General features: G+C 70.2%; 21 protein-coding genes and 3 pseudogenes. 13 read left to right on the top strand and 11 right to left on the bottom strand.

Annotated elements, in window-relative coordinates; all coding sequences use genetic code 11:
- Nucleotides 1–1,818, bottom strand: coding sequence for a class I SAM-dependent DNA methyltransferase (locus tag ACFXJ8_RS16570; protein ID WP_379644750.1), 1,818 nt, complete (start codon nt 1,816–1,818; stop codon nt 1–3).
- 76 nt (nt 1,819–1,894) lie between these two features.
- On the opposite strand from ACFXJ8_RS16570, the gene ACFXJ8_RS16565 reads away from it, so the two are divergent.
- The 7 genes from ACFXJ8_RS16565 to ACFXJ8_RS16535 all read left to right on the top strand — a co-directional run bounded on the left by ACFXJ8_RS16565 (nt 1,895) and on the right by ACFXJ8_RS16535 (nt 11,440).
- On the top strand, nt 1,895–2,665 hold the full coding sequence (locus tag ACFXJ8_RS16565) for a PP2C family protein-serine/threonine phosphatase (RefSeq protein WP_379644749.1): 771 nt from the start codon (nt 1,895–1,897) through the stop codon (nt 2,663–2,665).
- A gap of 72 nt (nt 2,666–2,737) precedes the next feature.
- Nucleotides 2,738–3,217, top strand: a complete 480-nt coding sequence (locus ACFXJ8_RS16560; RefSeq protein WP_379644748.1) for a hypothetical protein — start codon at nt 2,738–2,740, stop codon at nt 3,215–3,217.
- Nucleotides 3,218–3,345: 128 nt separating this feature from the next.
- Nucleotides 3,346–4,212 (top strand): CHAP domain-containing protein, encoded by an 867-nt coding sequence (locus ACFXJ8_RS16555; RefSeq protein WP_379644805.1) that lies wholly within the window; start codon nt 3,346–3,348, stop codon nt 4,210–4,212.
- Nucleotides 4,213–4,266: 54 nt separating this feature from the next.
- Nucleotides 4,267–7,758: a methylmalonyl-CoA mutase family protein gene (locus ACFXJ8_RS16550; RefSeq protein ID WP_379644747.1), complete on the top strand. Its 3,492-nt coding sequence runs from the start codon at nt 4,267–4,269 to the stop codon at nt 7,756–7,758.
- Nucleotides 7,759–8,051: 293 nt separating this feature from the next.
- Nucleotides 8,052–8,864, top strand: coding sequence for a carbohydrate ABC transporter permease (locus tag ACFXJ8_RS16545; RefSeq protein WP_379644804.1), 813 nt, complete (start codon nt 8,052–8,054; stop codon nt 8,862–8,864).
- Nucleotides 8,861–9,856: a LacI family DNA-binding transcriptional regulator gene (locus ACFXJ8_RS16540; protein ID WP_379644746.1), complete on the top strand. Its 996-nt coding sequence runs from the start codon at nt 8,861–8,863 to the stop codon at nt 9,854–9,856. The genes ACFXJ8_RS16545 and ACFXJ8_RS16540 overlap by 4 nt, the downstream gene beginning before the upstream one ends.
- A 24-nt stretch (nt 9,857–9,880) precedes the next feature.
- Complete coding sequence (locus ACFXJ8_RS16535; protein ID WP_379644745.1) at nt 9,881–11,440, top strand: sigma factor-like helix-turn-helix DNA-binding protein; 1,560 nt, start codon at nt 9,881–9,883, stop codon at nt 11,438–11,440.
- Nucleotides 11,441–11,456: 16 nt separating this feature from the next.
- Here ACFXJ8_RS16535 and ACFXJ8_RS16530 read toward each other — a convergent pair.
- From ACFXJ8_RS16530 to ACFXJ8_RS16505, 6 genes and pseudogenes are all read right to left on the bottom strand, one after another.
- A pseudogene (locus ACFXJ8_RS16530) lies at nt 11,457–12,967 on the bottom strand (alpha-amylase family glycosyl hydrolase).
- 28 nt (nt 12,968–12,995) lie between these two features.
- On the bottom strand, nt 12,996–13,523 hold the full coding sequence (locus ACFXJ8_RS16525; protein ID WP_379644744.1) for a hypothetical protein: 528 nt from the start codon (nt 13,521–13,523) through the stop codon (nt 12,996–12,998).
- Nucleotides 13,524–14,351: 828 nt separating this feature from the next.
- A pseudogene (locus ACFXJ8_RS16520) lies at nt 14,352–14,510 on the bottom strand (IS607 family transposase); the annotation flags it as partial.
- The gene (locus ACFXJ8_RS16515; protein WP_379644743.1) at nt 14,450–14,656 is read right to left on the bottom strand and encodes a hypothetical protein; all 207 of its coding nucleotides are present in this window, start codon (nt 14,654–14,656) and stop codon (nt 14,450–14,452) included. The pseudogene ACFXJ8_RS16520 and the gene ACFXJ8_RS16515, both read right to left, overlap by 61 nt.
- Before the next feature lie 363 nt (nt 14,657–15,019).
- A pseudogene (locus tag ACFXJ8_RS16510) lies at nt 15,020–16,149 on the bottom strand (IS630 family transposase).
- 136 nt (nt 16,150–16,285) lie between these two features.
- Nucleotides 16,286–17,272 carry a LacI family DNA-binding transcriptional regulator gene (locus tag ACFXJ8_RS16505; protein WP_379644742.1) on the bottom strand — a complete coding sequence of 329 codons (987 nt, stop codon included), beginning with the start codon at nt 17,270–17,272 and terminating at the stop codon, nt 16,286–16,288.
- Between the two features lie 156 nt (nt 17,273–17,428).
- On the opposite strand from ACFXJ8_RS16505, the gene ACFXJ8_RS16500 reads away from it, so the two are divergent.
- Both ACFXJ8_RS16500 and ACFXJ8_RS16495 read left to right on the top strand, forming a co-directional pair.
- The gene (locus ACFXJ8_RS16500) at nt 17,429–18,373 is read left to right on the top strand and encodes an MBL fold metallo-hydrolase (RefSeq protein ID WP_379644803.1); all 945 of its coding nucleotides are present in this window, start codon (nt 17,429–17,431) and stop codon (nt 18,371–18,373) included.
- Nucleotides 18,352–19,887 carry an FAD-dependent monooxygenase gene (locus ACFXJ8_RS16495; RefSeq protein WP_379644741.1) on the top strand — a complete coding sequence of 512 codons (1,536 nt, stop codon included), beginning with the start codon at nt 18,352–18,354 and terminating at the stop codon, nt 19,885–19,887. The genes ACFXJ8_RS16500 and ACFXJ8_RS16495 overlap by 22 nt, the downstream gene beginning before the upstream one ends.
- A gap of 84 nt (nt 19,888–19,971) precedes the next feature.
- Here ACFXJ8_RS16495 and ACFXJ8_RS16490 read toward each other — a convergent pair whose 3' ends face one another.
- The 3 genes from ACFXJ8_RS16490 to ACFXJ8_RS16480 all read right to left on the bottom strand — a co-directional run bounded on the left by ACFXJ8_RS16490 (nt 19,972) and on the right by ACFXJ8_RS16480 (nt 21,779).
- The gene (locus ACFXJ8_RS16490) at nt 19,972–20,217 is read right to left on the bottom strand and encodes a DUF6343 family protein (protein ID WP_379644740.1); all 246 of its coding nucleotides are present in this window, start codon (nt 20,215–20,217) and stop codon (nt 19,972–19,974) included.
- A 36-nt stretch (nt 20,218–20,253) separates the two neighbouring features.
- The gene (locus ACFXJ8_RS16485) at nt 20,254–20,952 is read right to left on the bottom strand and encodes a maleylpyruvate isomerase family mycothiol-dependent enzyme (RefSeq protein WP_379644739.1); all 699 of its coding nucleotides are present in this window, start codon (nt 20,950–20,952) and stop codon (nt 20,254–20,256) included.
- A 107-nt stretch (nt 20,953–21,059) separates the two neighbouring features.
- Entirely contained in the window at nt 21,060–21,779 is a 720-nt protein-coding gene (locus ACFXJ8_RS16480) for a hypothetical protein (RefSeq protein WP_379644738.1), read from the bottom strand.
- Between the two features lie 188 nt (nt 21,780–21,967).
- Here ACFXJ8_RS16480 and ACFXJ8_RS16475 point away from each other — a divergent pair, with 188 nt between their 5' ends.
- From ACFXJ8_RS16475 to ACFXJ8_RS16460, 4 genes are all read left to right on the top strand, one after another.
- Nucleotides 21,968–22,861, top strand: a complete 894-nt coding sequence (locus tag ACFXJ8_RS16475; protein ID WP_379644737.1) for a sugar kinase — start codon at nt 21,968–21,970, stop codon at nt 22,859–22,861.
- A 57-nt stretch (nt 22,862–22,918) separates the two neighbouring features.
- Nucleotides 22,919–24,172 carry an MFS transporter gene (locus ACFXJ8_RS16470; protein WP_379644736.1) on the top strand — a complete coding sequence of 418 codons (1,254 nt, stop codon included), beginning with the start codon at nt 22,919–22,921 and terminating at the stop codon, nt 24,170–24,172.
- Nucleotides 24,173–24,245: 73 nt separating this feature from the next.
- Entirely contained in the window at nt 24,246–24,626 is a 381-nt protein-coding gene (locus tag ACFXJ8_RS16465) for a hypothetical protein (RefSeq protein WP_379644735.1), read from the top strand.
- Between the two features lie 11 nt (nt 24,627–24,637).
- Nucleotides 24,638–24,979, top strand: coding sequence for a YbaB/EbfC family nucleoid-associated protein (locus ACFXJ8_RS16460; protein ID WP_379644734.1), 342 nt, complete (start codon nt 24,638–24,640; stop codon nt 24,977–24,979).
- On the opposite strand, the gene ACFXJ8_RS16455 is transcribed toward ACFXJ8_RS16460, so the two are convergent.
- Nucleotides 24,976–25,803, bottom strand: a complete 828-nt coding sequence (locus ACFXJ8_RS16455; protein WP_379644733.1) for a hypothetical protein — start codon at nt 25,801–25,803, stop codon at nt 24,976–24,978. The two genes, ACFXJ8_RS16460 and ACFXJ8_RS16455, sit on opposite strands and share 4 nt — an antisense overlap.
- Nucleotides 25,804–25,898: the final 95 nt, after the last annotated feature.

Below are 25,898 nucleotides of genomic sequence, written 5' to 3'. Positions count from 1 at the left end.
TCAGCGCGGCGGCTGGAGGCGGCCGTCGGCCAGGCCCTCGTGGCCGAGCCTGATGAGCGTCTCGCCCAGCGCGGTCGCCTCGCGCAGGGAGTCTTCCATGACGGCCAGCCGGCGGAAGGCGTCGCCGTAGGCGCGCTGCTCGGCCAGCGACAGCCTGGGCAGGCGGGTGCGGCGCGCGTCGACCCTGCTGGAGCCCGCGGGCACCCGCGCCCCTGCCGAGCGCAGGAACCCGGCGAGGAAGTGGGGGTCGACGCGGCGCTGGTCGACCCGGTAGAGGGTCAGCTGGGGGCCGAGGACGGCGCCGTCCTGGCTGACGACCCTGGCCGTGGCGTAGGTGGCCACGACGTCGCCGGGCTGGATCCTGACCAGTCCCGGCTCGGCGGTCGTGGCGCCCGAAGGCGTCGTGCCGCGCTCCACGTCGTCGGCGGTCAGCACGGGCAGGTCGCCGCCGTCGGCCGCCATTCTGGGCGGGGCCTGCAGGATCGTGACCAGGCCCGCCTTGACCAGCTCGCCGATCGTGGTGGCGGGCCGGTCGAGCGGCTGGTCGAGCACCAGCAGGTCGGGCGCGTCGACGGAGGCGGCCAGGAAGCGCTCGCGGGCGTCGGCGAAGGCGCGGCCGAGATCGGCGCCCGCACGGGGGGCGTGGCGGGCGGGGCTGACGTCGACCTCGTCGTCGAGCAGGTCGATGATGCGGACCTGGTGCGCGCCCTCGCGCAGCGTGGGCTCCACCGTGCTCAGGTCACCCTCGGCGTCCATGATGACGATCTCGGACGGCGGGCGCTCACCGCTGTCAGGCCTGCGCAGCAGCCACAGGTCGGGGCCGCCCGGCCAGAGCGTCACGACGGCCCGCAGGGCGCCGGCCCGCAGCAGGTTGCCCCTGATGCGGCGGCCCGCCCTGCGGCTGGCGGCGGCGGCCGGCATGAGGATGGCGACCAGGCCGCCCGGCCTGACGTGGGTGAGGCAGTGCTGCACCCACGCGAGCTCGGACTCGCCGCGCGGCGGCAGGCCGTGCTCCCAGCGGGGGTCGCCGGTGAGCTCGTCGTAGCCCCACGAGCGCTCGTTGAACGGCGGGTCGCAGACCACCGCGTCGGCGCGGGGGCCGGGGAAGGCGTCGTGTCTGAGCGCGTCGCCGTGGACGATCTCGGCCTCGACCCCGCGCAGTGCCAGCCTGGCGGCGGCGATGCGGGCCGAGGTGGCCTCCAGCTCCTGGCCGAGCACCCTGACACCACCGGGGCCACCGTTGGGGACACCGTTGGGGACCCGGTGGGGGCCCGGTGCCGGGTCGCGGGGCGCCAGCGGCAGCAGGAGGGTGCCGACGCCGCAGGCGGGGTCGAGGACGATGCCGCCCTCGGGCGCGGCCAGCCGTACCATCAGGGCCGCCACGTCGTCGCGGGTGACGGACAGTTTGCGGGAGTGGGCCTCGAAGTAGCGGGCGCACAGGAACTCGTAGGCGGCCAGCGCGCCGCGCTCGGCGGCCAGTTCGCGCAGCACGGCGGCCAGACGCGGGTCGAGCCCGTGATCGCCGCTGCCGGGACTGGCGAGAAAGCCCCCAGCGGCGGCCACGAGCTCGCCAAGCTGAAGATCTCCCGAAGCTTTCAGGCGTTGCCACGCGCGATCTGCCAGCGAGACCTGGTAGGACTTCCCATAGCGACTCAGCCATGCCTCGACCTCGCGCAGCGCGAAATGCGGCTGCGCGGCGGTTCCGCCGACGGGTTTGGGGAAGTCGTCGTGGCGGCGGCGCCAGTTGCTCACCGCGGCCCGCCCGACACCGGCGAGCCGAGCGATGTCGCCGGCGTTCACGGTCGGGTCGTGGCTCATGAAGGCCACATTAGTTCACAACACTCTTCAGCGCATCTGCTTGTGAAGTGTTTCAACCAATGATTTACTGCCTACTATGAAGCACAACATCCGCTATGCCGCCGGGTCGGACGTGGGCCGACGAAGGGAGCAGAACGAGGATTCGGGCTACGTGAGCGCCCGCATGCTGGCGATCGCGGACGGGATGGGCGGCCACGCGGCCGGCGAGCTGGCCAGCTCCGCCACGATCTCGGTGCTGCGCGAGCTCGACGCAAGCTTGCCAGAGGCGGGCGCCGATCTCGAAACCGCCCTGGAGGCGGCCGTTCTTGAGGCGGGGCGCAGGCTTGCCGAGCTGGTCGAGATCGACCCTGCCCGCAGGGGCATGGGCACGACCGTGACCGCCATGTTGTGGGACGGCACCAGGTTCGCCCTGGCCCATCTGGGCGACTCCCGGGCGTACCTGCTGCGTGACGGCGCGCTCTACCAGATCACCAAGGACCACACCCTGGTGCAGTCGATGGTGGACGAAGGCCGCATCACGGAGGACCAGGCGGCGGTGCATCCGCGCAGGTCGATGGTGTTGCGCGTGCTGGGCAGCGAGGGCAGGTCCGAGCCGGACATGTCGCTGCGCGAGGCCGAGGTCGGCGACCGCTACATGTTGTGCTCCGACGGGCTGACCGACGTGCTGGGGCCAGAGACGCTGCACGAGATCCTGACCTCGTACGGCGAGCCCGACGCCGCCGTGCGCAAGCTCATCGAGCTGGCCAACGAGGGCGGAGGGCCCGACAACGTGACCGTCATCGTGGCCGACGTCGTGCCGTCGGGGGAGGGCGGCACCTCGATGTACCGGGTCGGCGTCGGTTCATGAAAAGGTACGGCGGTTCTCAACCGGCGTGAAAGCGCGGAAGTCCACACTCTCGGCACAGAGAGGAGAACTTCCATGAGGACCAGCCGTACCATCCTGATCGCCGTCACCGCGGGGCTGCTGACCGCGGCGGCCTCCGCCACCGCAGCCTCCGCCGCCGCCTCCACCGACTCCCCCACCACGTGGGGTCCGCTGCGCGCCCAGGGCGACAGGGCCGTCACGGGCGGGACTCTCACCGTGGTGGCGCGTGACAAGAGCACGAACCCCATGACCGCCACCGTCCACGTCAAGGGCAAGATCACCGACCTGACGAACAGCAAGGGCTGCGGCTGGACGGTCTTCCGCATCTCGTACCTGAAGAGCGACGGAAGCGTGCCGTCCAAGCACCGCTACTACCTCGACTGCTCCAAGGGCACGCCGAAGAAGTTCGCCTTCACCGACCACCGCGTCGTCCTCGTCGAGGTCAAGGTGTGCAACGAGGGCAAGGCCAAGGAGCCGTCGCTGAACTGCTACTACGCGGGTAGCTGGAAGAACCTCTACTCCTACCTGCAGTAGGAAGTCACCTCCGTCCCAGCGGGTATATTTCACCTCATATATAGACACTTTCCAGATGTCCGGCACGCGGGCACGAAGGCGCTACTACAGTCCCTCGTTAGTCGCCGGTCTTCTGGGAAGGAGTCGTCCTGGACCCGATCGCTGAAGGACTGTTAGAGGCGGCGCGACCCGAGCTCGGATACCGCGAGAAGGGCGGCCAGCACACGAAGTTCGGCACGTGGTACGCGAACCTCGTCCAGGACCCCCAGTACCGCAACGCGCCATGGTGCGACATGTTCATCGCGTGGGCCGCACAGAAGGCGGGCGTCCAGCAATATGTCGGACAGTTCGCCTGGACGCCCTCCCACGCGGCCTGGTTCATCCAGCGGGGAGCCTGGTCGGACAGACCAGAGCCCGGCGCCCTCGTCTTCTACGACTGGAAGGGCGGCAAGAGCTACAAGGGCATCGACCACGTCGGCATCGTCGAGAAGGTCGCCGGCTCGAAGATCCACACGATCGAGGCGAACGTCGACAGGGTCTGGCTCAAACGCAAGGTCCGTGACACCGACCAGGTCGTCGGTTACGGGCTGCCGCGGCTGGTCGAGCAACGACCCACGCTGATCGAGGTACGCCCGCCTCTCACTGCCCAGGCCGCGCCGCCTTCGGTATCGACTTCGGTTTCGGCCGCTGCGGGCGGCTCGCCGTTCGACGTGCTGGGGACGCCCCAGGCGCTGCTCGCGGCGATGGTGCTGACCGCGTTGATCGTGTCGTTCCGGGTGGCGGGCCGGTCCCGCGGCCCTGGCCGCCACCGGGGATCGGGCGTCGAGGAGGCCCGGTCGCGGGCCGGTGTTCCTCGCGCTCGCGTGCCGGGCGATGATGTCGCCTTCTCGGGGGGAGAGCGGGCGCGCGTGCCGTTGGAGCGTTCCGCCCAGGCCGGCCGTACCGTCGTGAGCCCGCAGCCCTCCGGGAGAACGGCCACGCGGCGCAGGCCGTACGAGGCGGCGACTGGGAAATAGTAGGACGTCCTAGTATCTTCGGAAGGGAGGCCCCTCACAAAGGAGTGATCAGGCGTGCACGCACCGGTCCATCCCGTCCGTTTCGTGACCGCGGCGGCGCTGTTCGACGGCCACGACGCCGCGATCAACATCATGCGGCGGATCCTGCAGTCACAAGGGGCCGAGGTCGTGCATCTCGGGCACAACAGGTCCGTCGACGAGATCGTGACCGCGGCCATCCAGGAAGACGTCCAGGGCGTCGCGATCAGCTCCTACCAGGGCGGCCACGTCGAGTTCTTCAGCTACCTCGTCGAGCTGCTGCGCGAGCGCGGCGCCGGGCACGTCAGGGTGTACGGCGGAGGCGGCGGCGTCATCGTCCCCGAGGAGATCGAGCTGCTGCACTCCAGGGGCGTGGCGCGGATCTTCTCCCCTGAGGACGGGCAGCGACTCGGCCTCCCCGGGATGATCAACAAGCTGATCGAGGAATGCGACGTCGAGCTCGGCGACCCGCCGTCGGTCGAGGCCGTCGCCTCGGGCGACCAGGCGGCGCTGGCCAGGGCGATCACGCTGATCGAGGCGGGCCGCGCGCCCGAGGAGCTCCTCGCGGGCATCCGCGCCCTGGGCGGCGCGCTGGGCCCGGGCCGCGCGCCTCTCGGGAGCGCTGCCGGAGCCGGGGCTTATGCGCCGGTGGAGGACCGGGAACCCGTGGAAGGCGGCGAAACCGACGGAGCCGCCGATGGTGGCGCGCCCGCGGTGCGGCGGGCGCCCGTGCTGGGCATCACCGGCACCGGCGGGTCCGGCAAGTCGTCGCTGACCGACGAGCTGCTGCGCAGGATCCGCGTCGACAACGACGACAAGCTGCGCATCGCCGTCATCGCCATCGACCCCACCAGGCGACGTGGCGGCGGTGCCCTGCTCGGCGACCGCATCAGGATGAACAGCCTCGGCGGCCAGACCTACTTCCGCTCCCTCGCCACCCGCGGCGCCGCCAGCGAGGTGCCCGCCTGCCTCGACGACGTGATCGCCGCGTGCCGCGCGGCCGGATACGACCTCGTCATCGTCGAGACGCCCGGCATCGGGCAGGGCGACGCGGGGATCGTCCCGCACGTGGACGTGCCGATCTACGTGATGACGCCGGAGTTCGGCGCGGCCTCACAGCTGGAGAAGATCGACATGCTCGACTTCGCCGAGGCCGTAGTGATCAACAAGTATGAGCGGCGCGGAGCCGAGGACGCCCTGCGCGACGTACGCCGGCAGATGGTGCGCAACAGGGCGGCGTTCGGGGTCTCGCCCGACGAGATGCCGGTGTTCGGGACGATCGCGGCCCGCTACAACGACGCGGGCGTGACGGCGCTCTACCAGCACCTGCGTGACGTGCTGGTGGAGCGTGGCATGCCGGCCGGGGCCGGACTGCTACCGAAGGTGCGGGTGCGCACCTCCCAGACGGCCGCCGCGATCGTGCCGCCCGCGCGGGTCCGCTATCTCGCGGAGATCTCCGAGACGGTACGCGGCTACCACGCCGAGACACTGGCCCAGGTGGAGGTGGCCCGTCGCCGCCAGCAGCTGACCGCCGTACGCGCCCTCCTGGGTGAAACCTCCACCCTCACCCCGACCGGCGAGCCCGGCACGGCGTTGGCGGCCACCTCGCCCGACGCACAGGCCCAGGCGAGCGGCGGCACAGGCCTCGCCGCGGGTGGCCCGAGCGGCGGGACCGGCGTGAACTCCGGGCGAGCCGCCGACAGGACGGGCGCGACGGACGCGCGGTTGGCTGAGCTGGCCGAGCGGGCCGAGGGGGAACTGTCCGACGAGAGCCGGACGCTGCTGGCCGAGTGGCCGGCGCTGAAGGAGCAGTACACGGCCGACGAGCTCGTCGTGCGGGTCCGCGACAGGGAGATCCACACCCCGCTGTGGCGCGAGACCCTGTCGGGCAACCGGATTCCGCGCGTCGCGCTGCCCCGCTTCGAGGACCACGGCGAGCTCCTGCGCTTCCTCCGCTCGGAGAACCTCCCAGGCCGCTTCCCGTTCACGGCGGGCGTGTTCCCCTTCAAGCGGGACGACGAGGACCCGACCAGGATGTTCGCCGGCGAAGGCGACCCGTTCAGGACGAACCGCCGCTTCAAGCTGCTCTCGGAGGGCCAGCCGGCGACGCGGCTGTCGACCGCGTTCGACTCGGTGACGCTGTACGGTAACGACCCCGACCTGCGGCCCGACATTTACGGAAAAGTCGGGACTTCGGGGGTGTCGATCGCGACGCTCGACGACATGAAGGTGCTCTACGACGGCTTCGACCTGTCCGCGCCGAACACCTCCGTCTCCATGACCATCAACGGTCCCGCCCCCACGATCCTGGCCTTCTTCCTCAACGCCGCCATCGACCAGGCCCTCGAGCGCTTCGAGTCCGCCGAAGGCCGAGCGCCTTCCCCGCAGGAGGCCGCCCAGCTGCGTGCGAAGACGCTCGCCACCGTGCGGGGCACCGTACAGGCTGACATTCTCAAAGAGGACCAGGGACAGAACACCTGCATCTTCTCCACAGAGTTCTCCCTGCGCATGATGGCCGACATCCAGGAATGGTTCATCCGCAACCAGGTGCGCAACTTCTACTCGGTGTCCATCTCCGGCTACCACATTGCCGAGGCGGGCGCCAACCCCATCAGCCAGCTCGCCTTCACCCTCTCCAACGGCTTCACCTACGTCGAGGCCTACCTCGCGCGCGGCATGAACATCGACGACTTCGCGCCCAACCTGTCGTTCTTCTTCTCCAACGGCATGGACCCCGAGTACTCGGTGCTCGGACGCGTGGCCCGCCGTATCTGGGCCGTCGCCATGAGGGAGCGGTACGGCGCGGCCGAACGCTCGCAGAAGCTGAAGTACCACATCCAGACCTCGGGCCGCTCGCTGCACGCCCAGGAGATGGACTTCAACGACATCCGCACCACCCTCCAGGCCCTCATCGCGATCTACGACAACTGCAACAGCCTCCACACCAACGCCTTCGACGAGGCCGTCACCACCCCCTCCGCAGAGTCGGTACGGCGGGCGATGGCCATCCAGCTCATCATCAACCGCGAATGGGGCCTGGCGAGGAACGAGAACCCGCTCCAGGGCTCGTTCATCATCGACGAGCTGACCGACCTGGTGGAGGAGGCGGTGCTCGGCGAGTTCGAGCGGCTGTCGGACAGGGGCGGCGTGCTCGGCGCGATGGAGACCGGCTACCAGCGCGGCAAGATCCAGGACGAGTCGATGCTCTACGAGACCCGCAAGCACGACGGGTCGCTGCCGATCATCGGCGTGAACACCTTCCGCAACCCGCGCGGCGACGTGGAGCACGGTCCGCTCGAACTGGCCCGGGGGACCGAGGAGGAGAAGCGCTCCCAGCTCGACCGCCTGCACGGCTTCCACGCCAGGAACCGTTCGGAGTCGGCGGCGGCGCTGCGGCGGCTGAGAGAGGTCGCCATGTCGGAGGAGAACGCGTTCGAGGTGCTGATGGACGCGGCGCGCGTGTGCTCGCTCGGCCAGATCACCGAGGCCCTCTTCGAGGCAGGCGGCCAGTACCGCCGCAACGTCTGACCGGTCCCTGGGTGCCCGACTCCCCCGGGCCCCCACCGGTGGGTCTCCGGACCCCGGCCCCGTCCCCCGGTCGTCGCCCGTGATGTGATCATGGCGGGCAGCCGGGGGCTGGCCCCTCATCGAAGCGCGTCCTGGAAGACGCGTGCGCCTTCGCCGCAAGCGATCAAGATCCACCGGGTTGCTGTAGATTCCCAGAGGGTCTCGTGCGGGCTTGTCCTGGAGGGGAACGGGAGGGGCGGATGGTCATCGGTGACCGCTATGAGCTCGACGACCTGCCCCTGGGCCGGGGTGGCATGGGCGCCGTCTACCGTGGTCACGACCGGCACCTGGACCGGCGGGTGGCCGGGGCGTTCTTCTCCGAGCCCGCCCTGACCTTCGACAACTACCAGGAGGTGCTGTTCGGCACGTCCTCCTCCTCGGGGCGGCTGGCCAGCTTCCTGATCAACTCGATCGTCATCACCGTGCCGTCAGTGCTGTTCCCGCTGGCCTTCGCCGCCTTCGCGGCCTACGCGCTGGCATGGCTGCCGTTCAAGGGGCGCGACTGGATCTACATCGGGATCTTCGCGCTCCAGGTCGTGCCGCTGCAGATGGCGCTGGTGCCGCTGCTGTCGTTCTTCTCCCAGGGCGTCGAGGTGTTCGGCGTGCCGCTCACGCCCGCCTGGAACCTGGAGGGCGCGGGCAGGTTCGTCCAGGTCTGGTTCGCCCACACCTGCTTCGCGCTGCCGCTCGGCGTCTTCCTGCTGCACAACTTCATGTCGGAGCTTCCGCACGAGCTGATGGAGGCGGCCCGCGTCGACGGCGCCACCCATGGCACGATCTTCCGCAGGATCGTGCTGCCGCTGGTCGCGCCCGCGCTCGCCACCTTTGCGATCTTCCAGTTCCTCTGGGTGTGGAACGACCTGCTCGTCGGGCTGATCTTCGCGGGCGGCACCGAGGAGAGCGCGCCCATGACGGTACGGCTGGCCCAGATGGCCGGCACCCGCGGCAACGAGTGGCAGCGGCTGACCGCCGGGGCGTTCGTATCTGTCATCATTCCTCTCGTGGTCTTCGTGTCGATGCAGCGCTACTTCGTCCGCGGGCTCCTTGCCGGAAGCGTCAAGGGGTGAAGCGCCCCACGCTGGAGGCGGTCGCCGCCAGGGCGGGGGTGTCGCGCGCCACGGTCTCCCGGGTGGTCAACGGGCAGGCGACGGTCGCCCCGCACATCCGCGACGCGGTGCTGCGCGCGGTCGACGAGCTCGGCTACGTGCCCAACCCGGCGGCGCGCAGCCTCGTCACCCAGCGCACCGACTCGATCGCCCTGGTCTTCTCCGAGCCGCCGACCAGGGTGTTCTCCGAGGACCCGATGTTCTCCACCGTCATCAGATCGGCCAGCGCGGAGCTGGAGGCGGCCGACAAGCAGGTCGTGCTCATGCTGACCAGCTCGGCCAAGAGCCATGCGCGGATCGAGCGCTACATCGCCAGCGGGCACGTCGACGGCGTGATGCTCATCTCCATGCACGGCTCCGACCCGCTGCCCGCCGCGATCGCGCGCATGCGGGTGCCCGTCGTCTCGTACGGCAGGCCCGCCGTCCCCATCGACATCCCGTTCGTGGACAACGACAACGTGGGCGGGGCGGCCGAGGCCGTACGGCATCTGGTCGCCTCGGGCAGGCGCAGGATCGCCACCATCGCCGGGCCGCAGGACATGATCGCGGGGCTGGACCGGCTGGCCGGCTACCGTGACGTGCTGCGCGACTCCGACCGGCGCTCCATCGTCGCGATCGGCGACTTCACCCGCGAGTCGGGCGCGATCGCGATGCGGCAGCTGCTGGAGGACGACCCCGGCCTCGACGCGGTCTTCTGCGGCAACGACCTCATGGCGGTGGGCGCGCTCCAGGCGCTGCGCCAGGCAGGGCGCAGGGTGCCCGACGACGTGGCCGTAGTCGGCTTCGACGACATCGAGGCCGCCAAGTACACCGACCCGCCGCTGACCACGGTCCGCCACCACATCTTCGAGCAGGCCGCGGCCATGACGCGGCTGCTGCTCGGGCTGTTCGAGGGCGGCCCCGCCGATCCGGTCATCCTGCCGACCGAACTGGTCATCCGCGAATCGGCCTGAGATGCTGGCCACGGAGGTGGCTGGATGGGTCCTCCGGGCGACTTCACCGATTTCGTCCTCATCAAGGGCATGAGGTTCGTGCGCTACGGCCTCGTGCTCACCGGCGACCAGCGCGAAGGCGTCCGGCTGGCCCAGGAGGCGCTGGCGCGGCTGGACGTGAGGAAGACCGACAGTCCAGACACCTTCATCGGCACGGCGATGGCCCGCCTGTTCGTGACGGGACGGCGGCGCCGCCACGGGCCCGGCGTCCCAGGGGCCGACATCGCCAGGCACGGCGGCGACCCCGACATCTGGCGGCAACTGGCCGAGCTGCCCGCGCTGCCCAGGGCGGTGATCGTGCTCCGCTCGTACGGCGGGCTGTCGAACGAGGAGATCGCGCGCGTCCTCGACCTGCCCCCGGCCAGGGTGCGCGACCAGGCCGCCGCCTTCAGACAGGACGACCTGGTCAGGACCCTCGACGCGGCGGCGGCGACGGCTGAGCCCGCCGACCTGCTGTCGGGACTGTCGCGGTTACGGCGGCGCCGTACCAGCAGGCGGCTGCGGTCGGCGGCGGCCGCGGGGCTCGCGCTGGCCACGGTGACCGGGCTGATCGTGCTGGTCAGGCCCACGGTGGCGGCGCCCGCCGACCACGTCTCCGCCACCGCCCGCCCCGCGCCCTCCAGGGTCGGGCTGGCCAGGGCGGCCCAGGAGGTGTGGCCGCGCGCGGTCTCCCGGCTGCCCGCCCGCTCGGCCGACGGGCTGGTCTACCAGCCGGCCATCGCGATCGACGACCGCCGCGTGGTGCTGCTGGCGCAGCGACGGCTCGGCCACGACGACGTACGGCTGGACGTCTACGACGCGGTCACCGGCCGGATCGGCAGGTTCGCGCGGCTGCCTCCGGATGACGAGGTGCGGTGGTTCGCCACCGACGGGCGGTTCGTGGTGTGGAGCGCGCTCGGGCTGCGCGCGGACGACACGATGGAGAAGCGGTTCTGGCGGGTGCCGGTCAAGGGCGGCAAGCCCCGGCTGGTGACGAGGGCAGCGACAGGTGACAGGACGGCGCCGCCGGAGATCCACTTCCAGCTCGGCGGCGGCAACCTGCTGTGGGACACCGGCAAGGCGATCTACCGCCAACCGCTGTCGGGAAAGGGCAGCAGGGCGAAGGTGCGCGACGGGCTGCGGCTGCTGGAGTGGCCGTGGGCGGCCGACCTGGCGAAGGGGATACGGCACGACCTGGAGTCGGGCCGGTCCAGGGAGTTCGTGACCAGCGGGCGAGGGGTGGAGCGGTGCTCGCCCGACTGGTGTGTGGAACGGCACGCGATCTCACGGATGACGGTCGCGCGCCGGACGGACGGGTCTGGGACGGTCGAGTTGCCGGGCTCGACGACGGACGGGCCGGTGCTGAACCGGTTCGTGGTCTTGCGGGTGCGGGCGGGGCTACAGGTGATCAAGGATCTGCGGACGGGGACGCTGGCGACCTTCGACCCCCCCGACCCCTCGATGGCGGTCGGCCTGGGCGACAGGAACGACCCGGGGACGATGCTGGCGTGGAGCGACTCCGAGGGTCGTGACCTGTGGATCCTCAACCTGAAAGCCGTCCGCTGATCCTTTGCGTCCGGCTTCAGGGTTCCAGCCAGGCCGCCGTGTCGCCGGGCAGCAGGCCGTCGCCGATCGGGCCGCTGGACACCAGCACCGCCGAGTGCGGCGGGAGCCGTACCGGATGGGGGCCCAGGTTCACCACGCACACCACCCCCGAGTCGCGGGTGAACGCCAGCACGTCGTCGCCCATCTTGAGCCACGTCAGTGACCCGTCACCCAGCCGGTCCGCCCGCAGGCGCAGGGCCGTGCGGTAAGGGTGAGCATGGAGCCGGGGTCGTCCGTCTGCGCCTCGGCGGTCAGCTCCTTCCACTCCGGTGGCTGCGGCAGCCACGGCTCGCCCGCACCCGAGCCGAACCCGAACGGCGGCGCGTCGCCCGACCACGGCATCGGTACGCGGCAGCCGTCCCGCCCCGGCACCGTGTGCCCCGACCTGGTCCAGATGGGGTCCTGGCGCAGCTGGTCGGGGATGTCGTCGACCTCGGGCAGGCCCAGCTCCTCGCCCTGGTAGACGTAGACGCCGCCGGGCAGGGCCATCGCCAGCAGCGCGGCCGCCCTGGCCCTGCGGTGGCCGAGCTCCAGGTCGCTGGGCACGCCGTCCCTGCGCGCGGCGTGGTCCCATGAGGTGTCGGCGCGGCCGTACCTGGTGACCACGCGGGCGACGTCGTGGTTGGACAGCACCCACGTCGGCGGCGCGCCCACGGAGGCGTGCGTCGCCAGCGTCAGCGAGATGCGGGCCCGCATCTCCCCCGGCTCCCACGGGCAGGCGAGGAAGTCGAAGTTGAACGCGGTGTGCAGCTCGTCGGGGCGCAGGTAGCGGGCGAAGCGCTCCTGGTCGGGCAGCCACACCTCGCCGACGAGGATCCGGTCGTCGCACTCGTCGGCCACCTGCCGCCAGCCGCGGTAGATGTCGTGGACGCCGTCGAGGTCCTCGACGGCGGTCGCCGACTTGACCAGCAGCGCCGCCGAGTCGACGCGGATGCCGTCGGCGCCCCTGTCGAACCAGAAGCGCAGCACGTCGTGGAACTCCTGGCGCACCTCGGGGCTGTCCCAGTTGAAGTCGGGCTGCCCGGGGTCGAACAGGTGGAGGTACCACTGGCCGTCGTCCACCTGGGTCCACGCGGGCCCACCGAAGATCGACTGCCAGTCGTTCGGCTCGTCGCGGAACCAGAACCGGTCGCGCTTGGACCGGTCGCGCAGCGCCTCCTGGAACCAGGCGCTGGCGGTGGAGCTGTGGTTCGGCACCACGTCGATGATCACCTTGAGGCCCAGGTCGTGGGCCTCCTCGATGAACCGCTCCGCCTCTGCCAGCGTCCCGAACACCGGCTCGATGTCGCGGTAATCGGCCACGTCGTAGCCGCCGTCGGCCATCGGCGACGGGTACCACGGGTTGAGCCAGATCGCGTCCACCCCCAGCTCCTTCAGGTACGGCAGGCGGTCGCGCAGCCCGGCCAGGTCGCCGACGCCGTCGCCGTTCCCGTCGGCGAAACTGCGCAGGTAGACCTGGTAGATCGCGGCGCCCCGCCACCAGGACATCGCACTCCTAACCGTTCCTCATCAGTGATCAGGAGTGGGTCTTGGACCCGCTGCCCGGCACTGCGCGCATCCCGAACGGTGATGGATGCGCGGTCGCCCGCGTTCCTTGTATGTTCCCTGTCCGGCTACGTGCATCATGTGCACGTTCCGTGACGGGGCGGCGGGTTTCCTCACGCCCCCGGGTACCACGATCGGCCTGGACGGTCCGATGCCCAGCACCATCGCTCTGGTGATGCTGGGGCGGTGTCGTCCGTCGCCGGATCGGGTGCCCGAGGGCGCGCCGTCCGATCGCGATGCTCGCGGCATCGTGACGGGTGGTCTTCCGGCGGGGCGTGCTCATGGGCTTCTGCCAGTGCTGCGCGCCCCACTGCGAGGTGTAGGCCGGATCAACGGCCACGATGGACACATTCATCTCGGCGGCCATCGACACCAGCCGCGCCTTGAGCTTGCCGGTGGGGATGCCGGAGATGAGCTGCCGGAACCGCTTGTTACGGCCGTGCTTCTCGCGGGTCTTCTCGGCGGTGAAGTCCAGGTCCTCGATACCGATCGCGGCCACACCGGCACCTTTGGCCCAGTGCAGGAGCCGGGTGATGGCATGCCGGATCTGCGCGTCGCGGTGGCTGGCGGTGCCGGACAGGTCGTAGAAGAAGCGGTGCGGGTCGCCGACCGGGGGGCGAGCGGGGCGGGCAGCCTGATCGACACTTCGCCTTCGGGGGTGAGGCGGAGGGTTTCGTTGCCGTACCGCTTGCCCGACTCGCCGTCCGCGGCCAGGAACCAGCGCTCCGCCTCCCACCGCTGCCGCCACTCCTGCTCACTGAGCTGGGCTTTGGCGAGGTTGTGCCGGGTGCCCAGCAGACGGCGACCGCCGCGCACCACGTGCACGATACCGGCCTCACGCTCAGCCCGCTCCCGCTCCAGCCGGTCCTCAAGCGTTGCCAGACGGCGCGACTTCATGAACCACTCGTGCTCGGAGCGGTATCCGCCCGGCGCCCGCTCGGTTGCCTTCGCTCCGATGGGCTGGGAGAGCCGGTGCCTCAGCGTACGGACACCGGCTTCGAGGCTATGGATGTGCGCGAGCTGGCAGCGGCGCGACAGCGCCCACTGATCGTGGCTCGCCTTGGTGATCGAACCGGCCCACCGGGAGGAGGACTCGGCGGTCAGGTCCCGCTTACGGGCCGCCCACGTGCCCGCGGAGTGCTCCAGGCCATCCGCACAACGCTGCTTGAGGTCACGGGACGCCAGAGAGCCCAGATGATCACCTACCAGCCGGAGGACCGTCTCGTCCTGGGGCGTGAGGTGCTTGAGACGGTCGCGTATCGCCACCCCAGACGGCCCGAGCGCGACAAACGGCGCATCGATGGCGCGCAGCTGTTTCTTGTTCGGCTCAGTCATCGGCCGCCGCAGCTTCCAGGGCCTTGCGGGCGCGGTCGTTCGCGCAGCGGCGACCGTACAGACGGGCATACAACGACGTCAGTACCTCGATCATGTCCCGCACCGGATCGTCTTCGACTTCGCCGTCATCGAGGACGACGAGTCCACGACCACTGTTTGGTCCTCACAGATAATCTTCGTGGAAGTCTGGTAGTGGAACTCGCGGCGCGCGTCGGCGGCCTTGGTGTGCTGACGGGCCACCTTCAGCCGTGCCTGGCCCGGCGTCGGATCCATGCGGAGGGCGTAACGCAACTGCACGCCCTCACCCTACGGTTGGTCGATGGTCGACGACAGCGATTTCAGAACGGCAGGCACTGCGATTTCGTCCTGCACGCGCACTGGTTTTCGTCACCAAGTTCCGGCGCTGGGTGTTACTCGTCAACCCCCTCAAAGGGACGGCCTCGCGACAGACGCGGCAAGAGTTCCCCGAACTGGCCCGTCACTGCTAACGGGCAACAAGCTCCGGTCGGGCTCCTACTTCGCCGGATCGGTGGACGGGCCACAGCTACAGATCCTTGTAATATTTTGCCAATAGATTGAAATAGAACGACTACATGGGCATCGTTCGCCGAGGGGTGTGCGGCTAGTGCGGTGACCACGAACGTTCACCTGCTTGAGTGATCAGGCTGCTCGGACGAGCGGTCGGCCCCAGCGGCGTTGTTTCTCGCTGCGGACACGGGCGCGCTCGCGGCGTTGGGCGGCCAGCACGTCGGGATGACGGGCGTTGGCGTTGCGCCAGCGTAGGTAGGCCTGAAGCCGACGGGTCTGCACGGTGTGGTTGGGATGATGAGAGTTGCTGACCACGAACGTTCTCAGCGGTCCGAACTGCGCCTCGATCGGATTAGCCCAGGAGGCATAGGTCGGCGTCAGACACAGTACGACCTTGTTCTTGGCCGCCCAGGCACGGACGGCCGGTGTGGTGTTGGCCGACAGGTTGTCCAAGATGACGTAGATCGGCGCGCCGTCGGGGCGGGCCTTGCGGATGCTCTTGAGCGCGGCCAGCGTGTGGGCGCCGCTCTTGCGCGTCCGGACGACACCCCACAACTGGTCATCGCCCAGGCTGTAGCAGCCGTGGAAGTAGCGCACGCCCTGGTCGCGCCGGTAGGTGGCCGGCCAGCGTTCGGGTCTGCCTTCGCGCGCCCAGCCCGAGCCGGGCTGCGGCCGGATCGACAACGGCCCGAACTGGTCGAAGGCAAAACACCGGTTCGGAAAGCGGGTGGTGACCTCCTCGATCCGGTCCAGCTTGGCCTCCCGATGGGGTCGGTGGACTCCTTCCAGGTCCGGGTGCGCTGGAAGGAGATCTTGTGCTCGCGTAAGTACTGCCGCAGCCGCTCCCGGCCGATCACCACGATGCGGGTCGGGTTGTCGGCCAGGTAGGCGAGGAGTTTGCGGATGCTCCACCGGGTGAAGGGGCGGCCCAGCTTCTCGGGCCGGGTGGTGGCCGCCTGGACGATGAAGTCCTCGTCATCGCTGGTGATGCGGGGGGGACGGCGTCCCGCCCAGTTAGGGTCCAGCGCGGACAGCCCCCGCTCGTTGAAGGCGTGGATGACATCACGCACGGTGTCCTCATCGGCCGCGACCAGCTGGGCGATCGCCGTCACCGGCGTCCCGCTGGCCGACGCCATGACCATCAACGCGCGGCGGACCCGGACCGAGTCGTGCTTTCCGCGCCGCACCAGCCGCTGCAGCGTTTGCCCTTCATGATCGGACAACCGCCGCGCCCGCGCTCGGCCATTGCGCTCCTCCTCCATCGATCGCTTCGCTGTCGATACGACAGTGGAGGGCAACCAGGACGGCCAGCGCAAGCAGTACAGCGCTGTTCCTCGAGCCGGTGAACGTTCGTGGTCACCGCACTAGACGCTAGAGCCATCGGGCCGGGTGGGTGGGTCAGTGGACGCGGGCCGTGGAGGCGCGGACGACCAGCTCGGGCTCGAACAGCAGCTCGTCCGCCGGGACCACCGCCTTGTCGATCAACGCCACGAGCAGGTCGACGGCCGCCCGCCCCATCGCGTCGATCGGCTGGCGGACCGTGGTGAGCGGCGGGTCGGTGCAGGTCATCAGGGCCGAGTCGTCGTACCCGATCACCGACAGGTCGGCGGGCACCTCGCGCCCCGCCCGCCTGGCCGCCCTGATCGTGCCGAGCGCGAGCAGGTCGCTTGCGCAGATGACGCCCGTGACGCCCTTGCGCGACAGCCTGGTGGCGGCGGCATGGCCCCCTTCGAGGGAGAACATCGTGAACTCGACCAGGTCGTAGTCGCCGCCCCGGGCCAGGAACGCCTCGAGCTTGCGCCTGGACGGCATGTGGTCCTTGGGCCCGAGCACCATGCCGATGCGTTCGTGGCCGAGCGCGCGCAGGTGGCCGAGCGCCATCTCGGCGGCGACCGCGTCGTCGGAGGAGACCTGGGGGAAGCCCAGATGTTCGACGGCGGCGTTGACCAGCACCGTCGGGAGCTTGCGTTCGAGGATGAGCTCGTAGTGCTCGTGGGAGGCGTCGGCCTGGGCGTACAGGCCTCCGGCGAAGACGACGCCGGACACCTGCTGCTGCAGGAGCAGGTCGACGTAGTCGGCCTCGGAGACGCCGCCGACGGTCCTGGTGCACAGGACGCTGGTGAAGCCCTGCTGGGCCAGCGCGCCGCCGACGACCTCGGCGAACGCCGGGAAGATCGGGTTCTGCAGCTCGGGCAGCACCAGGCCGACCAGCCGGGCGCGATCGCCGCGCAGTTGGGTGGGACGCTCGTAGCCGAGCACGTCGAGTGCGGTCAGCACGGCTTCGCGGGTCGCCTCCGAGACCCCCGGCTTGCCGTTCAGCACCCGGCTCACGGTGGCCTCGCTCACGCCGACCTTCTTGGCCACCTCTGCCAGTCGTCGCGTCATGCGCAAATAATACGCCGTTCCGCGTAAGTCATTGCAAGTGCTTGCAGGTTCGCTTGCGTGCGCATGACGTCGGATCGACCGACTCAAGGCATGCTTACCTGCAACGACGACGACGTCGCCATTTTGCGCAACCAGAACGCGGGTAGAGACCCGGGTATGCGCGCGTTCGCCTCCTCCGCCGACCTGGCCGACAAGACGCAGACCCTGGAAGTCATCGGCGACGGCGTCTACGCGCTCACCGCCGAGGGCGACCCGAACGTCGGCGCGATCGAGGCCGACGACTTCCTCGTCTGCTTCGAGGCCATGGCCACCCCGACCGCCGCCCGGCGCTGGCTGGAGCGGCTGCGCGAGCATACCGACAAGCCGATCCGCTATCTGGTCCTGTCCCACTACCACGCCGTCAGGGTCCTGGGCGCGTCGGCGTTCGGCGCGGACGTGATCGTCGCCCACGAGAACACCAGGTTCCTCATCGAGGAGCGCGGCCTGCAGGACTGGGCGTCGGAGTACGGCAGGATGCCGCGCCTGTTCACCGACCCCGGCTCGATCCCCGGCCTGACCAGGCCGACGCTCACGTTCACCGACGAGGTCAGGATCGACCTGGGCGGCGGCAGGTTCCTGGAGCTGAAGCACCTGGGCAGGGGCCACACCGAGGGCGACCTCGTGGCGTGGCTGCCGGACGAGCGCATCCTGTTCGCCGGGGATCTGGTCGAGGCGCAGGCCGCCCTCTACACCGGCGACGCCTTCCACCGCGAGTGGTCGACCACCACGCTCGACCGGGTGGCCGCGCTGGGCGCCGAGACGCTGGTCGGCGGGCGAGGCGCGGTCACCAAGGAGGTGGGCGCGGCGATCGGGCAGACCCGCGACTTCCTCGAGGTCATGCTGCGCGAGGTCGGCGCGGTACGGCGGCGGGCGGGCACGCTGAAGGAGGCGTTCGAGGCCGCCCACGCCGCGCTGGAGCCGCGCTACGGCCGATGGCCGATCTTCGAGCACTGCCTGCCGTTCAACGTCTCCAGGCTCTGGGACGAGCTGGACGGCATCGAACGGCCCATCATCTGGACGGCGGAACGGGACAGGGCGGTATGGGACCAGCTCCAGTCGTGATCGCGGGGGCCGGCCCGGTAGGGCTGGCCACGGCGCTGCTGCTGGCCAGGTGGCGGGTGCCGACGGTGGTGCTGGAGGCGGCGGCCCGCCGCGACCCCACGGGCTCGAAGGCGATCTGCTTCCAGCGCGACGTCCTCGACATCCTCGACAGGGTGGGCGTCGCCGCCGCGATGGTCGCCGAGGGCGTCACCTGGACCACGGGACGGACCTACTTCCGCGAGCACGAGCTGTTCTCCGTCACCTTCCCCAGGGCGCAGGTGCCGCCGTGGATCAACATCTCGCAGGCGCGGGTGGAGGAGCTGATGTGCGCCCGCGTCGCCGCCGAGCCGCTCATCGACCTCAGGTACGGCAGCGCCGTGACCGGCTATCACGAGGACGCCGACGGCGTGGACGTCCTCACCCGCGAGGGCCCGGTGCGTGGCACCCACCTGGTCGGGGCCGACGGTCCGAGGAGCGCCGTGCGCAGGCTGGCCGGGATCGACTTCCCCGGGCGGTCGTTCGACGACCTGTTCCTGATCTGCGACATCAAGGCGTCGCTGCCGTTCCCGAGCGAGCGTCGGTTCTACTTCGACCCGCCGTGGAACCCGGGACGGCAGGTGCTCGTCCACCAGTGCCCCGACTCGGTGTGGCGGATCGACTGGCAGGTGCCGCCCGGCTTCGACCCCGCCACGGCCGACCTCGACGCGATGATCAGGCGGATCACCGGCAGCCTGCCGTACGAGATCGTCTGGTTGACGGTCTACCGCTTCCACTCCCGGGTGGCCGCCGCGTTCGGGCGGGGGCGGGCGTTCGTGGCCGGCGACGCCGCCCACCTGTTCGCGCCCTTCGGGGCGCGGGGCCTGAACTCGGGCCTGCAGGACGCGGAGAACCTCGCGTGGAAGCTGGCCCTGGTACGGCAGGGCGCGCCGAGCGCGCTCCTGGACACCTACGAGCTCGAACGGCGGGCCGCCGCGCTGGTCAACCTGGCGGTGACGGGCAGGACGATGGAGTTCCTGGTGCCGCAGAGCCCCGGGCAGTGGGAGTGGCGCAGGCGGGTGCTGGAACGGGCCGTGGACGATCCCGAGGCGCGCAGGTCGATCGACTCGGGCAAGCTGGCCGAGCCGTACTGGTATGTCGACTCCCCGCTGACCACTCCGCCCGCCGTACCGGTGGCGGTGCCGACCGAGCCGGGAGCGGCACGCCCGCCGGTGCCCGGCGTGCTCTGCCCCGACGCCCGGGTGCGGGGCGGGCGGCTGCGGCAGCGCTTCGGTGACGGCTTCGTGGTGCTGGTGGCGCGCGAGGACAGGGTCGCGGCGGCGGCCTCGGCCGTGGCGGGCACGATGTCCGTCGAGGTGATCGCGCTACCCGACCTGGGCATCATCCCGGCGTCGCTCGGTGCGGGAAGCGACAGCGTGCACCTGGTCAGGCCGGACGGGCATCTGGCCGCCGTGCTGCCCGTCTTCTCCGCCGCCGACCTGACCGCCGCGCTCCACAGGGCGACGGGCCGGAAGGCGCGAACGGTCAGCCGCGCATGACGGACGCGCGGGCGGTCGGCGGCCCGTGACCGACGCGCAGGCGCGACCATCAGCCGCACGTGACGGACGCGCAGGCGCGGGCGGTCAGCGGTGCGTCCGGCGGTGGTGGTAGTGCAGCACGCCCAGGTCGACGGCGGCGACCACCGCCACCGCCGCCGCGATGGCCATCTCCCACCACCACACCTCCCTGCCCGAGCGCATCGCGAGAACAGCGAAGACGATCGTCCCGACCAGGGCGACGGGCAGCGCGATCGACGACATGATCTTCCTGGCCCGCAGCGGGCTGCGCGCGCTGACCGGTTCCGCGCCCTCGGGGTGCCGCTGCCACATGGCCGCCTCCTTTCCCCCTTCTCTCTTCATCCAGTCTCATGCCAAGCAGCGCAGCACCGTGGCGATCTCGGGGTCGAGCTCGTGCTCGGGAGTCGTCCTGCCGACCGTGGCCTCGACGAACGAGGGGAACGACATGCTGGCGCTGACCCCGCCCGTGTACACCCAGACATGGTCGGCCATCGACTCCACCTGCACCTTCGCGCCCTGCTCGGCCAGCACCTGCCTGGCCAGTTGCAGCCGCCACCAGGTGCGCTGCTCGCGTTCGGCATCGGAGACGGGCGCATCCACGTCGTCGGCGTGCGTGGCGTACTCGGAGTCGTAGTGGAAGGTCTGCATGTCCGCCGGGTAGGGCCCCACCGACGTCTGCAGGACGCCTTCGCGGCCGAGCGCGCGCATCCGCTGGCGCGTCTCCCCGTTCTTGTCCCGCCACTCCTCCAGCACCTGCTCGACGGGCAGGTCGCGGCGCTGCCGCACGCACCACTCGTTGAACTGGTCGAACCCCTTGACGCCTTCCCGCTCGACCGTGGCGAAGAAGCCGTCCACGTCGCCGTCGAGGCAGGCGTGGTTGTAGAGCTCCTCCCCCGCCAGGTGCGCGAGCACGTCGCGCACCGACCAGCCCGCACAGCGGGTCGGCCGGTTCCATCCCTCCTCGTCGAGCGAGGCGAAGAACCCGTCGAGCCTGTTCGCCTCGGTGTCGAAGAGGTCGAAAGGGTTGAAGTCCTTCAACTGCTCCATACTGAGGCGTTACCCCGGCACCTGCCCGTCACTCATCCAGATCGGCAAACCTCGAAGACGCGAAAAAGCCGGTCCGCGCGGACGCGAACCGGCTTTCTCAGTGGTGCTTAGCGGTGCCAGCGGTAGACGCGGACCCAGTCGGTACGGCTCTCCGAACCGTTGGTGTCGTCGTCACCCTCGTACACGGCCTTGAACGTGCCGCTCTTCCACGCGCGGGTCTTGGCGGAGAACTTGCCGCCCCACCGGCTCTCGGTGCTCGTGACGTACTTCCAGCCGCTGGAGCCGCTGGCGCGGAAGTAGATCTCGACCTCGCCGCCGCGCAGGCCCTCCCAGCCCTCGTCGTCGACCTGGAGGCGACCGGAGAACCAGATGGTGCGGCCCTTCTTCACCGGGTCGGGACCGGCCCTGAAGCTGGTGACGCGGGTGTCGGCCTTGCCGCCCTTGACGGTGACCTCGAAGGAGGCCTTGTCGCGGTCGGTCTCGCCGCCCTTGGTGGCGGTGGCGATGGCGCGCCACTTGCCCTCGTCGCCGGCGTTGAAGGGGACCGTGAACTTCCAGTCAGTGCCGTTGGGAATGACGCTGACGTGCTTGGCGGCCAACGTGCGGATGCCGACCGGCTCGACCCTGAGCTCGACCTTGGCGTCCTTCGTGGCCTCGACGAAGAACGTGGCCGTCGTCTCGCCGTCCTTGGTGACGACGACGGGGTCGGGCTGGATCTCGTGGATCTGGACGTCGAGCGCGGTGCGAGCCTGGGCGGCGGTGCCGCCGGTGACGAGCAGAGCGCCACCCATAGTGGCGGCGATGAGGCCTGCTGCGATCTTCTTCATGAGGGTGCTGATTCCTCTCCCCGTTTCGATGGGGTCAAGCTCGGGATTGCCCGACCCCCTCTACCACTTAGAGGCACCCTAGCCAGAAAAGGTTGACTCAAGACGGGCGAAAGTTTTGCTCAGAAAACCACTATCTATGTGACCTGCGGTTCTGATGGGAAAATTCGTTACTCTGTAGTGTTCGTCACATGAGTGACGTCTACACGATGGGCGAAGCCCTCGGAGTGGTGTCCAGTGGCAGGGTTCGCCACGACAGCGAGGCCCGAATCGACGTGGGCGGACCGGAATTCACCCTGGCGGTCGCGCTGGCCAGGCTGGGTCATCGGGTGAGCTTCCTCGGCAAGGTGGGCGCCGACGAACTGGGCGCCAGGGTCACCACGGTCCTGCGCGGCGAGGGTGTGGACGTCTCGGACATGCGCGAGGACGGCACCGCGCCCACGGGCCTGCTGCTGAAGGAGTCCAGGGTCGGCCACGAGCCCCGCGTCACCCACTACCGCACCAGGTCGGCGGGCTCGCGGCTGTCGCCGGGGAACGTTCCCATCGACCGGATCGCCGCCTCCCGTCTGCTGCACATCACCGGCGTCACCCCCGCGCTCGGCCTCGACCCGCGCGACGCCCTCGAGACCGCCGTCGGCGCCGCCATGACGGCGGGCGTGCCCGTGTCGATGGCGGTCGACTACCGGCCCGCGCTGTGGCCCTCGCTGAGCGAGGCCGAGGAGGTGCTGGGCGGGCTGGCGAAGAGGAGCTCGGTCCTGTTCGTCCGGCAGGACGAGCTCGACCTGGTCAAACCCGCTCTCACCGCCGACAGGGAGGTCGTCGTCACCCGCGGGGCGAAGGGGGCCAGCGTGCGTTCGGGCGGGGTGCGCTACGACGCGCCCGCGCTGTCGGTGCCCGTCGTCGACACCATGGGCGCGGGCGAGGCGTTCGTCGCCGGCTATCTCAGCGCCGTACTCGAAGGGCTGACCCCGCAGGAGCGGCTGTCCAGGGGCACCATGCTCGGCGCCGCCGCGGTGGCCAGCGCGAGCGACTGGCAGGGCCTGCCGACCAGAGCCGAGCTCAGCAGCGGGTTCCGGACCTCGTAACCGCGCGGTCCGAATCCCGCCAGCCGGGCTGCCCACCGGGCGGCACGATACGACCTCGTGCTCGTCCGTATCGATGATGTCCGTCGCGACTTCGGCCTGCTGTGGGCCGGGCAGTCGCTGTCCCTGTTCGGCGACCAGTTCATGAAGCTGGCGCTGCCGCTGGTGGCCGTGACCGCGCTGGAGGTCTCGCCCGCGCAGGCGGCCCTGTTGCCCTTCGCGCTGTTCCTTCCCTTCCTTCCGCTCGGCCTGCCCGCGGGGGCGATCGTCGACCGGCTGCCGCGCCGTACGGTGATGCTGGTCTGCGACGTGGTGCAGACGGTCGCGTTCGGCGCGGTGTGGGTGCTGCTCGCCACGGGGCTGCTGACCTTCCCCCTGCTGCTCGCCCTGGTGCTGCTGAGCGGGTGCGCGGTGGTGTTCTTCCAGGTGGCCTACTCCTCCTATCTGCCCACCCTGATCCACGACCGCGAGCGCCTGCACTCCGGCAACGCCCGTCTGGCGCTGTCGGAGTCCGCCGCGAACGCGGTGGGCCCGATGGTCGCCGGTCCGCTCATCCACGCGCTCGGCCTGGTGGGCGCGATCGCCGCCAACGTGGTCAGCTTCGTCGCCTCCATGCTGTCGCTGGCACTGATCAAACACAGGGAGCCGGTACGGCAGGCGGCCGTACGCGAGCGCGGCTGGCTGCGCAGGGACATCGTGGAGGGCCTGCGCTTCGTGTCCGGGCACCCGCTGCTGGAGCCGATCATCAGTTGCGGCACCACCTACGTGCTGTTCCTGTCGATGGTGGAGACGAGCCTGGTGCTCTACTGCCGTGACGTGCTGGGCCTGTCGCCGCAGTGGATCGGCGTGGTGCTCGGCGCGGCCGCCGCCGGCTACCCGATCGGCAACCTGGCCTCGGCGCGGCTGGTGCGCCGGTTCGGCGCGCCCCGCACGCTGGTCGGCGCGGCGATCCTGTCGGTGGCGGGCATCCTGTCCATGCCGGTCCTCGGCGCGCAGGTGGGCGCGGTGGGGCTGGTGGCGGGCAGCATCGTGCACTGCGTGGGCGAGGGCGCGTTCAATCCCACCTCGTTGACGTTGCGGCACACGGCCGCCCCCGCCGAACTGCTCGGCCGGGTCGGCTCGGTGCACCGCTTCCTGATCTGGGGCGCCATGTCGATCGGCGCGCTGCTGGCCGCCGGCGTGACCGCGCTGGCCGGGCTTTCGGCCGCGGTGTGGATCGGCGCGTTCGGCACCGCGCTGTGCCTGCCCGCGCTGGTACGGCGGGGCGTGCGCGCCGCCGCGTTCAGCCGAGAGCATTACACTCTTAAAAGGTAGGTAATACCGCAATCCCGCCTGGCAGTACGGTCGATACGGACGCAACCGCCCGAGCGCCCCAAGAAAGGCACACATGCCCCCGAAGGACCCCGATTCCCCCGGCCCGCGGCCCGGAGGAGTGCTGCCCCCCACCGACGTCCACACCTCGTCCTTCGCCACCGCCGCGAAGGCGTTCGACGACGAGCACCACCTCTTCGGCACCGAGCTCGCGGCCGTCCTCGCCGACATGGCCGCCATCGGCGACTTCGCAGGCGACGACGAAAGAGGCGTGAAGTTCAAGAACGACTACGTCAAGCACGCCGCCCAGGCCGGCACCTACGTCGAGGAGTTGCGCGCCAGGTATCCCGAGATCTCCGCCCGCCTGCGGATGACGCCGGCGACCCTTGACGCGGCCGACTGGGCCACGATCCAGGCGCTGCCCAAGGTCCAAGCCCCTCCCACCTACCAGCCCTGATCGGAGTTCCCTTGACCGAACCCACCATCGACGCCGAGATCCGCAGGCTGATGGCCGACTTCGCCGAGGAGATGCGTCCCCTCCACGAGGCCAGGGAGCGCATGGCCGAGGTCCGCGGCCACGGCGAGGCCGCCGAGGGCCTGGTCCGCCTGGAGGTCACCCCCGGCGGCGCCCTCTCCGGGCTGACGATCGACCCCCGCGCCATGAAGCTGGGCTCCGAGGCGCTGGCCGAGGCGGTGCTCGAAGCCGCTCGGGCCGCCGCGGCCGACGCCGCCGGCAGGCTGTCGGAGACGGTCGGCGAGACCATGACCCCGTACCTGGAGGACGCCAGGCGCTTCTACGACAGCCTCTAACGACTCCAGCCCTTGCCCAGTTGCCCGCCGCCGACGAGGAACTTGCTGATCATCTGCTGCCAGGTCGGCAGCATGCTGGCCGGGTCGTCGAGGATGTCGCCCGGCCGGTTCAGCGCGTTCGCCGTCACGGTGAAGACGCTGGATCCGGCCAGGAACACCACGTACTTCTTGAGGTCGTCGTTCTTCGGCAGGATCTTCTCCACGCGCTTGAAGTTGGCGGGATCCACGCTGTAGAAGACCATGGCGGCGGCGAAGTTCTTGGCCATGGCGACGAGGTTGTCCTCCAGCGAGCCGATGTCGTCGCCGAAGGACAGCTTGACGCCGTCCACGATCACCTGGTCGGCGATGGCGTAAAAGAGGCTGCCCGAGACGTACTCGCCCAGCCTGAGCAGGAGTTTGGCCTGCACCCGCCGCATCGCCCTGCGCGCGATCCAGTTCGTCATCGCGCCGATCTCCGGCCAGGCCATGAACATCAGCATCTCCAGGTAGGAGATGATCGCCATCTGCAGGATCTTGCGCTGGGTGTCGTCCAGCACGTCGGCGTAGTCGTCGCACACCTTGGCCAGGCCGCGCACGTAGGCCGAGGCCTGCGGAGGGTACGGCTTGAGCCGCTCCTTCCAGTAGCCCTCGAACGCCTCCACCCCCAGGCCGGTGTTGTGCTCGTCCTTCCACACCGCCTCGGCGGCCTCGTCCATGGCGCGCAGGCTGGTGTCGACCCGGGTGGCGATGCGCCGCCACGCCTTCGCCACCTCACGCGCCTTGTCTGGGTCGCCCTCGGGCCACTGGACGAGCAGCATGATCCCGACGAAGGTCGTGATGCTCATGCTGCCGAGGGGATAGACCGTCAGACGGCTGAGAGCCATGGGCGTCCTCACGATAGGCCATACAATAATCCACAAAATAGGTAGGAAAAGAGGAC

This window comes from Nonomuraea sp. NPDC059194 (assembly GCF_042754765.1).
Classification (GTDB): Bacteria; Actinomycetota; Actinomycetes; order Streptosporangiales; family Streptosporangiaceae; genus Nonomuraea.
Note: the sequence above shows the minus strand (reverse complement) of the source record. Positions and strands in the feature narration are given on the sequence as shown.

What these genes read in the sequence shown, in the direction of transcription:
- ACFXJ8_RS16560 (WP_379644748.1), top strand. Translation starts at nt 2,738, where the DNA reads ATGAGGACCAGCCGTACCATCCTGATCGCCGTCACCGCGGGGCTGCTG.
- ACFXJ8_RS16535 (WP_379644745.1), top strand. Translation starts at nt 9,881, where the DNA reads ATGGGTCCTCCGGGCGACTTCACCGATTTCGTCCTCATCAAGGGCATG.
- ACFXJ8_RS16485 (WP_379644739.1), bottom strand. Translation starts at nt 20,952, where the DNA reads ATGGAGCAGTTGAAGGACTTCAACCCTTTCGACCTCTTCGACACCGAG.
- ACFXJ8_RS16500 (WP_379644803.1), top strand. Translation starts at nt 17,429, where the DNA reads ATGCGCGCGTTCGCCTCCTCCGCCGACCTGGCCGACAAGACGCAGACC.
- ACFXJ8_RS16490 (WP_379644740.1), bottom strand. Translation starts at nt 20,217, where the DNA reads ATGTGGCAGCGGCACCCCGAGGGCGCGGAACCGGTCAGCGCGCGCAGC.
- ACFXJ8_RS16505 (WP_379644742.1), bottom strand. Translation starts at nt 17,272, where the DNA reads ATGACGCGACGACTGGCAGAGGTGGCCAAGAAGGTCGGCGTGAGCGAG.
- ACFXJ8_RS16545 (WP_379644804.1), top strand. Translation starts at nt 8,052, where the DNA reads ATGGGCGCCGTCTACCGTGGTCACGACCGGCACCTGGACCGGCGGGTG.
- ACFXJ8_RS16565 (WP_379644749.1), top strand. Translation starts at nt 1,895, where the DNA reads ATGAAGCACAACATCCGCTATGCCGCCGGGTCGGACGTGGGCCGACGA.
- ACFXJ8_RS16495 (WP_379644741.1), top strand. Translation starts at nt 18,352, where the DNA reads ATGGGACCAGCTCCAGTCGTGATCGCGGGGGCCGGCCCGGTAGGGCTG.
- ACFXJ8_RS16455 (WP_379644733.1), bottom strand. Translation starts at nt 25,803, where the DNA reads ATGAGCATCACGACCTTCGTCGGGATCATGCTGCTCGTCCAGTGGCCC.
- ACFXJ8_RS16570 (WP_379644750.1), bottom strand. Translation starts at nt 1,818, where the DNA reads ATGAGCCACGACCCGACCGTGAACGCCGGCGACATCGCTCGGCTCGCC.
- ACFXJ8_RS16465 (WP_379644735.1), top strand. Translation starts at nt 24,246, where the DNA reads ATGCCCCCGAAGGACCCCGATTCCCCCGGCCCGCGGCCCGGAGGAGTG.
- ACFXJ8_RS16475 (WP_379644737.1), top strand. Translation starts at nt 21,968, where the DNA reads ATGAGTGACGTCTACACGATGGGCGAAGCCCTCGGAGTGGTGTCCAGT.
- ACFXJ8_RS16480 (WP_379644738.1), bottom strand. Translation starts at nt 21,779, where the DNA reads ATGAAGAAGATCGCAGCAGGCCTCATCGCCGCCACTATGGGTGGCGCT.